Source organism: Microbulbifer halophilus (assembly GCF_026183675.1).
Taxonomy (GTDB): domain Bacteria; phylum Pseudomonadota; class Gammaproteobacteria; order Pseudomonadales; family Cellvibrionaceae; genus Microbulbifer; species Microbulbifer halophilus.
This window is the reverse complement of the sequence record NZ_JAPIVK010000022.1, coordinates 15847-29852: the sequence shown is the minus strand read 5'-3', so window position 1 is coordinate 29852 and position 14006 is coordinate 15847. Positions and strand designations below refer to the sequence as shown.

The following is a 14006-nucleotide window of genomic DNA, read 5'->3' as shown; positions in this document are numbered from 1 at the left end:
TAGGCGTAGACGGTGCCGTTAACGCTGGGCTCAAAGGCAGGCTACAAAATGTGCCCTTTCCATGCGGCTATAGGAGCGAGCGTAGCGACCCGCACACAATAGGAGGGGTTACTACTCCTACAGTCCAATTTTGCCGGGCGTCAAAGCCCCTCCACATCTATCCCATGCTCCGCCAACCACTGTTTGCGCTCATCATAGTCCGGCATGGCGCGTTCCAGGCGCAGCCAGAACTCGGTGGAATGGTTGGGCTCGTGCAGGTGTACCAGCTCGTGTACCACTACGTATTCGGCGATGCGGGCCGGCAGCAGGATGGTTTTCCAGTGGAAGTAGAGCATCTGGCCCTTGCCGCAGGAACCCCAGCGGTAGCCCAGGTCCTGAACCTTCAGCCCGGCGGGTTTCACTTCCAGACGGGCGGCGAAGTCCTGCACGCGCTGCCAGAGCCAGGTTTTGCCGCGCTGGCTGTACCAGCGGATAAAGTGCTGGCGGGCTTCGGGCAGGGCATCTCGACGCAGGTGAAAACGGCCATTCATCAATTTAAGCGGCTGTGTCTGCTCGTCGTCCACCAGATTCAGGCGGTGGTGGCGGCCCAGGTATAAAAAGCCCTCGCCCTGCACAAACTGCTTGTGGCGAATGGTTTTCTGCATCAGCGCCTTTTCCGCGAGCTTTTTATACACCCACGGCTGTTTGCTGCGCACAAAGGCTTCCAGCGTTTCAGTGTTGACCCCTGGCGGAACCGTCAGGTGCAGGGAGCTGTCCCGCTCCACCGTCAGTTGCAGGGTTTTGCGGCGGGGGCTTTCCCGGACGGGAATGGTCAGGTCATCAACGGTGACGATCATGCCTGCTCCAGCTTGTAGCTGTTGGCCCTTGCCAGCTCGCGCAGTTTATCCACCAGTGGTGGAACGTCGCTGAAGTCCAGCAGTTCGCTGTCGACAATGCGCTCGAACAGGGTCTGCTCCAGCGCCTCCTGCATGGGGCGGCGGTGGGGCTCCCAGAAACTGGAAGTTTTCACCTCCCGGGTGATGTGTTCCACCAGGCTTTCGGTGAGGGTGATCAGGTCCGCCTCCAGCGCCATATCCGGCTGGGCCTCGCCGCATTTGGCGGCGCGCAGCATACGGTAGAACGGCAGGTAGTGCTCCGGCACATCGGGCAGGCCTTCCTCGTGTTGGGTGCTGCCGCTGTTCACCTCGTCGATGATGGATTGCAGCGCGGTTATCAGCTCGTCCCACTGGCCTTCAAGGCCCTCCAGGATCTCCTTCAGGCGCTCGCTGAGTTTGCCGTAGTACACCGGGTCTTCATCCAGCTTTTGCCGGACGTGGCTGCGAATGGCGTGCTCCATTTCCGAGGCCACGGCTTTTTTGCCTTTGTCCGGGTCGGCGTCGTAGCCGGCGGCCTGCTCGCGTACCTGGTTCAACTGCTGGCTGAAGCTGGCGTCGGTGAGGTTCACCGGGGCTATCTTCGGGTCTATCCCCAGGGAGATCACATGGTCGTCGATCAGCTTGCGTACCTTGGCGCCCACGTCCTTGCCCAGCACCGGGCCGTCCCGGTAGCGGCGCCGGGCGGCGGCATGGATCATGGCCAGTTGTTTGGCGTCCTGGGTAAAGGGCAAGGCCTCCGGGCGCGGCAGCACCAGGTCCAGGCTCTGCATAAAGGCTTTCACCTTCACGCCGAATTCCTGGCGCAGGCGCTCGCTGTCCAGGGCCTGCACGCAGCTTTCGATATCGTTCAGGTCTTCGATGCCGCGAGCGCGCAGCACGTCCACCGCCCGCAGGTGGCGGTCGCGCAGGGCCGGGATTTCGTCTTTCAGGCTGCGCAGGGCGCCGTCCACGTCGTCATCGCTGTAGGCGGCCAGCGCCGCCTTCAGGTGATTGGCCACGCCGTAGTAGTCCACCACGATGCCCGCCGACTTGCCAAAGCCGGTGCGGTTGACCCGGGCGATGGTCTGCAACAGCTCCGCTTCGCGAATGGAGCGGTCCAGGTACATGACGCCCTCGATGGGTGCATCAAAGCCGGTGAGCAGCATGGATTTGACGATCAGAAACGCCAGCGGATCGCTATTGTCCTTGCTGTCCTCCTCTTTTGGCAGCAGCGGCTTCTTGAAGCGATCAATGGCCAGGTCCTGGGCGGCACGGTCGGTGTGTTCGGCCCACTCGCTGCCGTCGTTGTTATCGCCGGAGATAATGGTGGCAAACTGCAAGCGGCCAATCAGCTCCCGGTAACGCCAGGCCTGCACCAGCGCCTGCATTTTGGGGGATTTGCGGCACAGTTCTTCGTCGTCCAGAGCCTTGATCTCCGGGCTCAGGTAGCCCGCTTCGCCCAGCAGCTCGTCCCGGGCTTTTTCAAAGGCGCCTTTGTAGCGCACCGCAGCCAGGCGGCTGTAGGCCACCACCTGGGCCTTGAAGCCGTTGGGCAGGATGTTGGTGACGTAGTGGCGCAGCATGTCCCGCGCTTTTTCGTCGATCAGTTTGGGCGCTTCCAGCACATTGCCCTTGGTGGCGTATTTCTTTTTGATGGCCTCCAGCTCGTCGTCGCTTTTGCCGGCAAAAAAGTCTTCGAACAATTCGTCCAGGCTGCTGCCATCCTTCACCGCGCCCTGAACCGTGCGGCCCTCGTACAGCACGGGCACGGTGGCGCCGTCGGCTTCCGCCTCGCGGATGGTGTACTTGTCGATAAACTCGCCGAAGATTTCGTGGGTGCGTTTTTTCTCGCCCATGATAATGGGCGTGCCGGTAAAGCCGATGCGGGCGCAGTTGGGCAGGCTGGCCAGCAGGTTGGCGTGCAGGTCGCCGGCCTGGGTGCGGTGGGCTTCGTCCACCATCACCAGAATGTCCTCGCTGTTGTTCAGTTGCTCAAACTCGCCGAGCTTGCTGGCCTCGTCCCGGTATTTCTGGATCATGGCGAACACCAGCCCCGGCCCGTCCTGGCGCAGAATGTTTTTCAGGGCCTGGCTGCTTTGGGCGACTTGCACCGCCTCGCCACTCAGGGTGGCGGTGCCGGAAAGCTGCTTTTGCAGGTCGTTGCGGTCGGTGACTACCACCACCTTGAAGCGGCGCAGGGTCGGGTCGGTGCGCAGGCGGCGCAGGGCGAACACCATGGTCAGGCTTTTGCCGGAGCCCTGGGTGTGCCAGACAATGCCGCCACGGCGGTCGTACTCGCCGTCCTGCTGTCGGGTCTTGCCGTGTTTCAGGCGGTGAATGGCTTTGACCACGCCGCGATACTGCTGGTAGCGGCACACCAGTTTGATGGTCTGACCGCCGCTGGTCATAAACAGGGTGAAGTGGCGCACAATATCCAGCAGGTTGGCCTTGTCCAGCATGCCCGCCACGGTGCGCTGTTGGGGCGAGAGAGTTTTTACGCCCAGGGCCGCGGCCACGTCTTCCTCGGTGCGACCAGGGTTTTCGATACTCGCCACGGTTTTCCAGGGCAGGTAGTGGCCGCTGCCGGCGGCCAGGGTGCCCACCAGGCAGTCATCAAAGCAGGTGGCCAGCAGAAACTGGTTGGTATTGAACAGCGCCGGCGCGCCCTCGTTATCGCTCACCTCGCCCTGGGCAAAGCGCTGGTTTCCATAGCGGCGCAACTGGTCGATGGCCTCGCTTACCGGCGCGGAGCTGGCGGTGGGGCTTTTGCATTCGATCACCACCAGCGGAATGCCGTTGACCAGCAGCACCAAATCCGGAATCACATGCTGTTTGACGCTGTCGTGCCCCGGCGGGCACTGCACCTTGAACTGGTTGATCACGGTGAACCGGTTATTGGCCGGGTTTTCCCAGTCGATATAGTGGATCGTGCGCGAGCGCCCGCCGTCCCAATCCGCGAGGCCGTCCACCACAAAGCCTTCGGTCAATAATTCCGTGGCAATCTGGTTGGCCTCCATCAGCCCCGGCGCGGCGATGCGTGTGAGGGCGGATACGGCACTGCTGATGCGTTCCTCGTCCAGCCATTCCACTTGCTCGCCATTGTCCAGGGTGCGGGTATTAAGCCACTTAAGCTGGGCCCGCAGCACATCGCCTTGCAGTACCTCGGCAAAGCTCTTGCGCCCGGTGGCCGCCGGATCGTCCAGGCTGCCGGGGGTATGGGTCCAGCCCATGGCCAGCAACTGGTCGATCAGGGGCTGTTCGCTGTACTGTAATTCCGGGCCCATCAACAAACTCCTGTTAGCTGGCTTTGGCGGTGTCGGGAAGCGAGGTGACGCGGACGCGGCCGGATAGGAGGTCGTCCATTAGGCCGGATTTTTTTAGTTTTAGCTTTTTAACTTTCAGCGTCTCATGCTGGATTCGCTCCGAGATGGTTTTAAGGCGCTGCTCAATTAAAAGCTGTTCATCAATCGGCGGCACTGGAAACCGGGTGCTTCGAAGTGTATCGGACCGAATAGCAGACATGGTCCCACCCTGCTCATCACCAGAAAAATGTCGAAGCACCCAAGGCGCATAGTTTATCTGCAACATAGCGAGATAGGGTCTGTAACGCTTACTATCTAAGGTTATCGTCCAAGTGTGCTTCGAAGATAAAGCACTCCCAATTTCTTTGGGAACAAGACAGCAACGCCCAACTGTACCCATTATCGTGATCATAATGTCGTCAGGCCGAACGGAGTATCGCTTTAGTTCAGAAAACTTTTCAGGAGTAACAAAGCGACGAAAATCTGATCTAAAAACTTCGACATGCACATTGTCGATACCCAATAAAGGAATGCCTTCCTCCACTAATTCTGACTTGAGTAAAGCACTACCGAATGGACCGGATCGCATTGCCGGTTCGACATCAGCAAGCAAATCCAAAAGTTTAGATGTTTCCCACTCCCTCGGAACCCACCCCAGCGGCGATTCCTTATAGAGTTCGGGGGCCTGGTCGCGGGGTGGGCGGAGTTGGCCGTTGGCGTCGATGCCGCGCGTCAGCAGGTCGTGCAGCAGGCCCTGCTTGACCTGCTGCAGCTTGGCGATAATAGCCTCGGTTTGGCGGATTTGGGTGTCCAGGGTGTCGAGGATATCCGCAATGGTTGTCTGCTCGTCAACAGTTGGCAGCCTCAGCTCAATCTCCGACATCTTCTTTTTGTTTAGCGTGGCTCCCTTTACTGCTGTATCGACGACAACTGCCTTAACAGCTCTAGGCAATACGTGATATAGCCACCGAGTGTCTAACTCGCCATTCGGTTTGAAGAACGCAATAGCTTCATTGCAGTACATCATTCCGCTGGTAATAGCGACCCTACCAATACTGAGCTTGAAGCTCATCACCACCGAGTTTGTAGGTATTTCTTTAACGTTGCTAAGCTTAGCGCCAAGATCAGTGATATGTTCCGAAGTTTCCGATATATACTTGTTCTGCAAATCAGAGATTGATATCCATGGATGGCCATCAGGCTTATCTGCCCAAAATGCAGGGGTTGTTCGAGAAGGGGTGCCCCCAATAAAAAACTCGGCAACATCCGAGATTTTGACTGCCTTCCACTCAGACATACCCCAACCCCTCCAAATACCCAGCCAGTTGCTTCGCCGCCTGTTCCCGCTCCTGCTCGATCTCGGTCAGCGTCACCCCGTATTTATCCCACCAGTTTTCCACGGCGGCGACCACCTGCTGGCGCTGGGAATTGATATAGCGCTCGACGATGCTGTGCATATCGTTGTGGAGGATGGTGAGCAGCAGTTCGGCGGCCTGGGCCTTGTCCAGGGCGTCCACGCCGGTGTTCAGTTCCTCCGGCAGGGCGGCCCGCTTGGCTTTCAGTTTTTTGGCATTGGCGGTGCGCGCTTTCTTCCAGGCTTTGATCTGTTTTTCCAGCGCGGCGATTTCCGCCTCGCCTAGCGGTTCATTGTCGCCTTCGTCTTCTTCATCCCCGCCTTTGGGCAGTTTTTCCTCGGCGGCCTTGATCTGGCTGTCCAGTTCGGCCTTGCGGTTTTCCAGTTGTTGCAGCTCTTCGAGGAAGCCGCTCAACAGGAACTTCACCAGCTTGTGTTCCAGCGGGTCGTCCTTGATGTTTTTGTCCTCCATGGCGGTGAGGATACTCGTGCGCCAGGCGTCGATGACGCCGCGGCTGTCGCGGGCCATCAGGGTGAGGAAGTCGTACTTCTGCTGGTGCCAGAAGCCGGCGATCATGCCGCTGATCTGGAAGTCGTCCAGCAGGCCGATGGGTTTCAGGCTCTCGCTAAAGCTGTTGAGCAGTTCTTTGCGCAGTGCGGCGTATTCCCGGTGCTGGGCCAGGGCGGTAATGCTCTGGCTGTGGTTCTGCCACCAGTGCTTGAAGGCATCGCGCAGGGCCTGCTCCCGGGCTTGCACCCCGGCGTTTTGTTCGATGGCGGGTTTGATATCCGCTTTCTGGCTGAGCTGGTCGCGAAAGAGGCGGTAGCCCGGGTCATTCGGTTTGGGCTGGAAGAGGTCGTCCGGGTTCAGGCCCTGGGCCTGGAACAGGGGCAGTTTGGCTTCGATTTCCGCCTCGGGAATGCCACCCACCAGGTGGGCGTGGACGTCGTGGGGCTCCGGCGGCGGGGCATTGTCCGCGTAGCGGCGGATGTTCAGGTTGTAGTCATTCTCGCGCAGGGTCTCGGTACTGACGATGCTGGCAAAGCCGGGGATGTCCCGCCCCTGCCCCTCGGCAAAGGTCTCGTAGACGGCGGCGATTTTTTCGATGTGTTCGGGCATCAGGTAGTTCTGCGCCCGGCCCTCGAAGTATTCCCGGTCGGCGTTGATAAACAGCGTCTTGCCCCGGTTGTTGGGGTGCTTGCTGCTGACCTGGTTGGCGCCCTCGCTTGAGCGCTGGCGCAGCACCAGAATACAGGCGGGGATGCCGGTGCCGTAGAAGAGGTTGGGCGGCAGGCCGATGACCGCTTCCAGCAGGTCGTCTTCGATAATGCCCTTGCGAATCTTCTGCTCGTCCCCGCCGCGAAACAGTACGCCGTGGGGCAGTACCGTGGCCACCATGCCGCCCTCGGCGCACACGGCCAGCATATGCTGCAGGAACATCAGGTCCGCCTTTTTGCTGCCCAGGGGCACCTGGCCGTACTGGAAGCGCTCGGGGTGCAGGGGCTGGTACACCGGCTGGCCGGTTTCGTCCGTGTCCTTGCTGCCGAAGTTGATGGAAAAGGGCGGGTTGGTAAGGATACGGTCAAAGCGCTGTAACTCGCCGCCGGTGGTATGGCGGGGCTTTTCCAGGGTGTCGTCGTTCTGCAGGTTGGCGGTGGTGATGCCGTGCAGCAGCATATTCATCCGGGCAATGGACCAGACGGTGCCGGCGTTCTCCTGGCCGTAGCAGTCCAGCCGGTAACCCTCGCCGCCGTGCTCGTCGATCCACTCCTTGGCGGCAATCAGCATACCGCCGGAGCCGCAGCAGGGGTCGTAGACCTTGTGGTGCTGCTCCGGTTTCAGCAGCCGCACCATCATGCGCACCACGGCGCGCGGGGTGTAGAATTCGCCGCCCTTCTTGCCGGCGGAGTCGGCGAAGTCGCCGATCAGGTATTCGTAGGCGGCGCCCAGCAGATCCGGGAACTCGAAATCCCGGTCGCGCAGGCGGTACTTATTGAAATGATTGATCAGCCCGCGCAGCTTGATATCCGGCAGCTTGCTCTGGCCCACCTTGCGGTTGAAGTCGATATGCTCCAGCACATCCTGCAGGCTGGCATTGCCCTGCTCCAGTCCGCCCAGGGCGGTGTTGAGCGCATCGCCGACGTTCTTGTGGGCCTCCTTGACCAGGTAGTCCCAGCGGGAATCTTCCGGTACGTAGAAGGCGTCCAGGTACCAGTGCTTGGCCTCGGCCATCTTGGTGGCATCCGCTTCGGATTTGCCTTTGGCCATTTGCTCGTCAATCACCCGCTCGCGGCGCTCTTCAAACACGTCCGAGCAGCGCTTGAGGAACAGCATGCCGAAGATGTATTCCTTGAATTCCGAGGCGTCCATCTTGCCGCGCAGGATATCGGCGGCGCTGAACAGGTGGCTTTCGAGTTGACTGAGGGTTAAGGGCATGGAATGTCCTGATGGATACTTGTTTTTAACCACTTATGGAGTCCGGAGGCGCGGGTGGCCTGGTGTTGCCAGGGGGCCAGGCGCGCCGGATCGGGCTGCTGCGATTTTACACCTAATTGGCGCCCTTTGCCTCGTCTAGGTTGCGAATCACTGGCCGCATAGAAGGGTAGATTCCGTTGTATGTCATGGGATGGCTTTCTATGCCTCGTCAAGCAGAAGTTCCTCGATCGATTTCAGTGAACGGCCGTGCTCGTCGATCCAGCTCTGCGGGCCAGACCTGCTCGTACCGGCGACTAAAACCGCCGCATAGGAAGACGAGCTGAGAACGCTATCTTTTGTGAGCCGGAATCTGTCGCCATCTGGCACTATCGTTCCATCGGCGATCCATTTCTCCCGAATTGCCGCCGTCTTTCCTGGCATGCTCTTGCTGGTTTTTCGAGAGATATCAGAGCCCTCAAACAAGACAAAGCCATCGTCAGTTTGCTGGCCGCGGGCATTCAATCCGCGGATCGAAAACGAGAACTCGAACTGCGATAGCTTTGGGGACTCATCGATGACCGTGGCGGTTGGCGCTTTAACCGGCTCCAAAACCCGGTGCCCGAGCGTGCCCAGAGCAATGCGAAGGTTCTGGATGAACTCCTCCATGGAATCTTTATCCGCACGCGGCAATGTTGATTCCGTTGGAGTGTTACCGTTCTCAATCTTGTAGCGGTCCGCCTCGATACTGATTGCCGCGAGACGCGATTCCAGAAACTTGATATGTGCCTTGGTCAGGTTTTCATCCTTGCTTGTAAAAACAATGACTTCATTCCAGAAATCCTGTTTCCTATCCTGCTGGCCCAACCTATTGACGACGTTTTCGGACTCTCCAATGTACGCCTTGTCGCCAGTTTCCGCTGTTTGCTTCTCCAGCAAAAAATAGACCCCGGGGCGCTGGGCTTCGGGCCACTGGTGAAGCTCGTTGAGGCGGCTTCTAGGGCATGCGATGGCCTGCCCCGACCAATTTGCGATTTCAACGTGTCTGATGCCCGAAGGTACGCCGTCAGCCAGATATATTGTTACTTTACGGCCAAACCCCATCTACGATGTCTCCTGAAGAATAATGCTTAAACCGATCCCGGCTTCGGGGTGAAGCCGAAGCGGAAAACCGTCTCTGTAATTGGCTGTGGTTGAGCTATTTTTTGATATCCAGATTGATCTCCTTCAATTTGTATTTTTTTGCCGCTTTTACAGCAGAAATTGTTGTCTCTGCGGTTGCCATCCTAGGGTCGATCTCGGATTTTGATGGAACCTTCTGCTTTTCAATGTCTGGTAGCTTGTTGAAGTCATCTTTCATTATCTTCCTCCCCTTTGTCGTCAATAAATCTTCCCGACTTGGATGTCTTTCCGGATGCCAGCCCTTTAGGCTCTTCTATTGAGTCATACTTGGGGTCTAAAAACCTTTTCTTGGCCAGTCTGGCAGACTCTTCGGGAGTCAATTTGCCTTTTCTCCGCTTGTGCTCTTTGATGTCTGATATCTTTTTGGTCATAGCGTTTAAATCCTGGCTACCAGGTAGTCACCCTTTGAGATGTATGTCAGTCCGAACCTCTCGTAATATTGCTTCACTTCATTGTTTATCGGGTTCATTATGCGTAACTCCGTAGCACCTAAAGTATCGGCGTAAACATTCATGGCGGCAAGAGTTATCTGAAATACTTTTATATCTTCGACTCTCGGATTCTTTTCTATGAAATCTAATCGCAGCCCCGTTGCGCTATATGTTGGGCGCCCTAATGATAGGCTTGCCAATTGAGAGCGGTGCCACAGGGCTAGTTCAAATCTCTTGGGATACCTTAACCTGAAGTCATGGTAATTGCTCCACTCCCAATCTACTTTTCTTTCCGGGAATAGACTCCACTCTCCAGCCTTCGATAGCGCTTTCTGATCAATAAGCCTGAGTTCCAGGCCTCTGGCAGAGTCAAGTTGCGATGCAATTGCCCGGAGAGACGCCTTTCTCAGCAAATCGTACCGCCTTTCTGCATCCATATGGGTGGCAAGCATAAAATTTCCTTATATAGATTTAGGTTTCAAGTAATAAATAACTCCAACCACGAAGCTGCTCAGCGCTATTCGTCTTTTTGCGGTAAGGCTAGAGTTCTGAGTGTTAGAGTTGGATGATAAAGGCAATATCTAGTTGCTCGTCGCAAGGAAAGTTCATTAGCGCACAAGTTTTCCTTTTCTTGATCAGTATTCACTTTTTCTCCTTTTCGACACTGTTGGAGCTAACTTTGCGTTCCGGATAAGTCTGGCGAAGTCTGTAACCTTGGCATGGACCGCTAATTATCATTAAGTCCAAAATCCCTTGTTCCAAGACACTCTTTCCATCTATTTTCTCTTGCAATAACATCATCTGCCGACATTGTTGCCGGTGAAATCTCAAGAACAGAAAATTCAAAATGGCTTGGGTCAAGGCCCTTGAGAAGCTTATTGCCAGCATGCCCCGTTTTAGCATACAAAGACCAGCGACCCAATATTCCACCCTTACCATACGCTGAGCCTACATATAACTGCCCGTTTTCCTTGTTTTTTATCAAGTAAACGCCATTTACAGAAGAAAGCGCATTAAACCAAGTTGAATTGGCTCCTATGTCATTTATTAAAATTCTGAGATCATCATATGAGAGGCGAATGTTGTCATAAGATGAAAATTCACCGATTGAATTTTTAGCTTTTATCTCTACAACTTCCTTATTTTTCTTCTGAACCCAGCTTACTGTTGATGGTCCCCAGTCAATAACAAGTCTCTGAATCAAATGAAACATTTCACTAGAGAGGGAAAGGTCGTAGCGATCCGACTTCTCAAGCCATCTCATCGGTAAATCATGCTTTTCTAGTAGGTTTAAGTGCTTGGGTGCTAAATCTGAGTTCCGTGTAACTCCATTTATCTTCCAAAGCCCCAAAAATATTGATGTTGTGCTTCTTCCTGGAGCAAATATAGCTAGAAACTTTGAATCCTTGTACTTTCCGGGCTTTTGCCAAGCAGTATATTCTTTGAGCTTTTCAATATCATTAAAAAAAGTTTCAAGAACATTGATCTCCTTATTGCCGTGCCTAACAAGGCGCACCTCCATTGGATCAATTTTATAAACTCTTAAAAGATCAAAAAATGTAAGCATAATGAATTATTTTTAGAAGAAATTTATTCATTGACGTGGCCATATCCGTCGATATCCCGACATTTAGCCACGGCTATCCAAATATAGCCATACCGCTATCCCTGGAGGTTTCCGGTATTTGTACGACAGTACAGTTTCAAATGCTATCGTCTTCGCTTTTGATCACCAGCGACTCCAGAAACAACCCCACCGCCGGATGTCCCTCCGCACTCCGCTTGAACGTCGCCGCATTCTGAATCCGGTACCGGAACCGTTCCGGCCGCAGTACCACCAGCTCCCCGCTTTGTACATAGCGCCCCGCCAGGTACTCCGGCAGGAAGCCCACAAACTGCCCCGATAACAGCATCGCCAGTCGCGCCGCCATATGGTTGGCGGTGCTTCTGTTGGGGAAGAGGCGGTAGAGGTGGGCTGCGCCGGAGAGGACGGCGTGGCTGGGGGCGGCGAGTTCCTGTTGGGTCAGTAATTCCTCACTTATTTCCCCCTGTTCGGCCAGGGGGTGGCTGCGGCCGCAGTAGAGGAGGGACTGGTGCTGGAACAGCGGCCGGTAGTCGAGCCCCGGGCGGCGGGAGTGGAGGGGGTTGATGCCCACGTCGGCGCGGCCGGCGAGGATTTCCAGTTCCAGTTCCTGGGGAGCGGCGAGTTGGATATCCAGTTGCAGTTGCGGGGCCTGGGCGCGGATCTTGGCCAGGGTGGCGGGGAGGTCCAGTTGCGGGATTTCCAGGACGTCGTCCGGCAGCACGATGCGCAGTTGGCCGGTGAGGTTGGACTGGATGGCGTTGACCTGGCTCTTGAAGGCTTGCAGGTGGCCGTCCAGCTGGTTGATGGCTTCGAACAGGGCTTCGCCTTCCGGGGTGAGTTTGAAGTCGGCGCGGCCGCGGGAGCGCAGGCAGAGTTGCATGCCCAGGCGGCCTTCCAGGTCGGAGAGGTGGGTGCTGATGGTGGAGCGGCTGATGTTCAGTGCCACTTCGGCGGGGGCCAGGCCGCCGGCGCGGACGACTTCGCGAAAGACGCGGAGGAGGCGTAGGTCTATGTCGGACAGGCGGCCGCTCAGGGCGGTTTTGGGGTTGCTCATGAGGTTTCGGCTCGTTGTGTGCAGCTGCGACTCGGTCGGAAGCGGCCTTTGGCCGCGAGGCGGAGCTGGAGCCCTCAGCGCTCTAATAAATAGCTCCGCGTTCCCGGGAGGCGGGCCTGCGGCCCGCTAGCCGAGCTGGAGCTCGGCGTTCCCAGGGAGTGGCCACGGGCCGCTTGTGCCAGCTTAGGGGAAAGTTTGATAGCGGTAAACTTTAGTTGGAGAGATACTACTATGCGCCGTCGCTGTGCGGGGCCAGAATCGCCTTAACAGCTGTTGAGTCCAATAACTGCAAGGAGGTTGGCGGTGCAACTGGCAAACCCGAATTTGTTGAAGCTTCAGAACTATATTGGCGGCGAGTGGTGTGACGGGACGTCCACCATTGCGGTGGAGGATCCGGCGAGTGGCGAGTTGCTTGCCGAGGTGGCGGACGGTTCCGCTGCCGATGCGGAGCGGGCGGTGGCCGCGGCCACTGCTGCCTTCCCGGCCTGGAAACAAAAGACTGCGGGGGAGCGGGCGTCGGTGTTGAGGCGCTGGCATCGGCTGATCCTGGACAACGCCGACGACCTGGCGCGCATCCTGACCCTGGAGCAGGGCAAGCCGCTGGCGGAGGCGAGGGGTGAGATCCTCTATGGCGCCTCCTATATCGAGTGGTATGCGGAGGAGTGTCGCCGCGCCTACGGCCAGACGATCCCCACCCACAATCCGGCCATGCGCCTGTCCACCATCCGCCAGCCGGTGGGTGTGGTCACCTGCATCACGCCGTGGAATTTCCCCAATGCCATGATCACCCGCAAGGCGGCGCCGGCGCTGGCGGCCGGTTGCACCGTGGTGATCAAGCCGGCCAGCGAGACGCCGCTGTCGGCGCTGGCGCTGTGCCAGTTGGCGGAGGAGGCCGGCCTGCCGGCGGGCACGCTCAATATGGTGGTAGCTTCCGACGCCCCGGCCGTCGGACGCGTATTGACTGAAGACGAGCGTGTGGCCAAGTTCACCTTCACCGGTTCCACCGCTGTGGGCAAGCTGCTGATGGCCCAGTGCGCCAGCGGTGTGAAGAAGATGTCCATGGAGCTGGGCGGCAATGCGCCCTTTATCGTCTTCGACGACGCCGACCTGGACACCGCCGTGGCCTCCTGCATCGGTACCAAGATGCGCAACGCGGGCCAGACCTGTGTGTCCACCAACCGCATCTATGTCCACGAATCGGTGCACGATGCCTTTGTGGAAAAACTGCGCGGCGCCATAGCCGAACTGAAAATCGGCCACGGCTGCGACGAAGGAGTGACCGTCGGCCCCATGATCCACCGCCGTGCCGCCGAGCGGGTGAACGGCCTGGTGCAGGATGCGATTGCGGCCGGCGCCAGGGTGGAGCTGGGCGGCGACTATCTGCCGGAGGGCGAAAACTATTTTGCGCCTACACTGATAACCGGTGTCACCGATGAGATGCGCATTGCACAGGAAGAGATTTTCGGGCCGCTGGCGCCGGTGCAGAAGTTTACCGACGAGGACGACGTGATCCGCCGCGCCAATGCCACGCCCTACGGCCTGGCCGCCTATGTGATGAGCGAAAATATCCGCCGCGCGAATCGCGTTGTCGAGGCGCTGGATTACGGTATGGTGGCCTGCAACGCCGGCGTTTTCTCCACCACCGTGGCGCCCTTCGGCGGCTGCAAGGAATCCGGCATCGGCCGCGAGGGCGGTGTCGAGGGGATGGTGGAGTTTTACGAAACCAAATATTGCTGTTTCGGCGTTTGAGCCGGCAGCCCGGGTTGGTGTTGGAGTTCGCGGAGCTCACTCCAACCTACGCTTTCTGTCGTCATACCGGCGAAGGCCGGTA

General features: G+C 57.6%; 11 protein-coding genes. 1 reads left to right on the top strand and 10 read right to left on the bottom strand.

The features are described from left to right. Nucleotides 1-140: 140 nt before the first annotated feature. From OQE62_RS12410 to OQE62_RS12365, 10 genes are all read right to left on the bottom strand, one after another. Nucleotides 141-836: a M48 family metallopeptidase gene (locus OQE62_RS12410; protein ID WP_265722363.1), complete on the bottom strand. Its 696-nt coding sequence runs from the start codon at nucleotides 834-836 to the stop codon at nucleotides 141-143. Continuing rightward, on the bottom strand, nucleotides 833-4138 hold the full coding sequence (locus tag OQE62_RS12405) for a type I restriction endonuclease subunit R (RefSeq protein ID WP_265722362.1): 3306 nt from the start codon (nucleotides 4136-4138) through the stop codon (nucleotides 833-835). Before OQE62_RS12405 ends, OQE62_RS12410 begins: the two co-directional genes overlap by 4 nt. Before the next feature lie 13 nt (nucleotides 4139-4151). Beyond that, entirely contained in the window at nucleotides 4152-5453 is a 1302-nt protein-coding gene (locus tag OQE62_RS12400) for a restriction endonuclease subunit S (RefSeq protein WP_265722361.1), read from the bottom strand. Then, nucleotides 5446-7947: a type I restriction-modification system subunit M gene (locus OQE62_RS12395; protein WP_265722360.1), complete on the bottom strand. Its 2502-nt coding sequence runs from the start codon at nucleotides 7945-7947 to the stop codon at nucleotides 5446-5448. The genes OQE62_RS12400 and OQE62_RS12395 overlap by 8 nt, the downstream gene beginning before the upstream one ends. 198 nt (nucleotides 7948-8145) lie before the next feature. Beyond that, nucleotides 8146-9027, bottom strand: a complete 882-nt coding sequence (locus OQE62_RS12390; protein ID WP_265722359.1) for a GIY-YIG nuclease family protein — start codon at nucleotides 9025-9027, stop codon at nucleotides 8146-8148. 94 nt (nucleotides 9028-9121) lie between these two features. Then, on the bottom strand, nucleotides 9122-9283 hold the full coding sequence (locus OQE62_RS12385) for a hypothetical protein (RefSeq protein WP_265722358.1): 162 nt from the start codon (nucleotides 9281-9283) through the stop codon (nucleotides 9122-9124). Next, complete coding sequence (locus OQE62_RS12380) at nucleotides 9273-9476, bottom strand: hypothetical protein (protein ID WP_265722357.1); 204 nt, start codon at nucleotides 9474-9476, stop codon at nucleotides 9273-9275. The genes OQE62_RS12385 and OQE62_RS12380 overlap by 11 nt, the downstream gene beginning before the upstream one ends. A 5-nt stretch (nucleotides 9477-9481) precedes the next feature. After that, nucleotides 9482-9988, bottom strand: a complete 507-nt coding sequence (locus OQE62_RS12375) for a hypothetical protein (RefSeq protein WP_265722356.1) — start codon at nucleotides 9986-9988, stop codon at nucleotides 9482-9484. A gap of 275 nt (nucleotides 9989-10263) precedes the next feature. Beyond that, nucleotides 10264-11103 carry a GIY-YIG nuclease family protein gene (locus OQE62_RS12370; RefSeq protein WP_265722355.1) on the bottom strand — a complete coding sequence of 280 codons (840 nt, stop codon included), beginning with the start codon at nucleotides 11101-11103 and terminating at the stop codon, nucleotides 10264-10266. 136 nt (nucleotides 11104-11239) lie between these two features. After that, nucleotides 11240-12175, bottom strand: a complete 936-nt coding sequence (locus OQE62_RS12365) for a LysR family transcriptional regulator (protein WP_265722354.1) — start codon at nucleotides 12173-12175, stop codon at nucleotides 11240-11242. Between the two features lie 324 nt (nucleotides 12176-12499). Between OQE62_RS12365 and OQE62_RS12360 the strand changes: the two genes are divergently transcribed. Beyond that, nucleotides 12500-13924, top strand: coding sequence for an NAD-dependent succinate-semialdehyde dehydrogenase (locus tag OQE62_RS12360; RefSeq protein ID WP_265722353.1), 1425 nt, complete (start codon nucleotides 12500-12502; stop codon nucleotides 13922-13924). The last annotated feature ends 82 nt before the right edge of the window (nucleotides 13925-14006 follow it).

Excerpts from the sequence above, each read along its gene's own strand:
- OQE62_RS12410 (WP_265722363.1), bottom strand. The coding sequence starts at position 836 with ATGATCGTCACCGTTGATGACCTGACCATTCCCGTCCGGGAAAGCCCC.
- OQE62_RS12405 (WP_265722362.1), bottom strand. The coding sequence starts at position 4,138 with ATGGGCCCGGAATTACAGTACAGCGAACAGCCCCTGATCGACCAGTTG.
- OQE62_RS12400 (WP_265722361.1), bottom strand. The coding sequence starts at position 5,453 with ATGTCTGAGTGGAAGGCAGTCAAAATCTCGGATGTTGCCGAGTTTTTT.
- OQE62_RS12395 (WP_265722360.1), bottom strand. The coding sequence starts at position 7,947 with ATGCCCTTAACCCTCAGTCAACTCGAAAGCCACCTGTTCAGCGCCGCC.
- OQE62_RS12390 (WP_265722359.1), bottom strand. The coding sequence starts at position 9,027 with ATGGGGTTTGGCCGTAAAGTAACAATATATCTGGCTGACGGCGTACCT.
- OQE62_RS12385 (WP_265722358.1), bottom strand. The coding sequence starts at position 9,283 with ATGAAAGATGACTTCAACAAGCTACCAGACATTGAAAAGCAGAAGGTT.
- OQE62_RS12380 (WP_265722357.1), bottom strand. The coding sequence starts at position 9,476 with ATGACCAAAAAGATATCAGACATCAAAGAGCACAAGCGGAGAAAAGGC.
- OQE62_RS12375 (WP_265722356.1), bottom strand. The coding sequence starts at position 9,988 with ATGCTTGCCACCCATATGGATGCAGAAAGGCGGTACGATTTGCTGAGA.
- OQE62_RS12370 (WP_265722355.1), bottom strand. The coding sequence starts at position 11,103 with ATGCTTACATTTTTTGATCTTTTAAGAGTTTATAAAATTGATCCAATG.
- OQE62_RS12365 (WP_265722354.1), bottom strand. The coding sequence starts at position 12,175 with ATGAGCAACCCCAAAACCGCCCTGAGCGGCCGCCTGTCCGACATAGAC.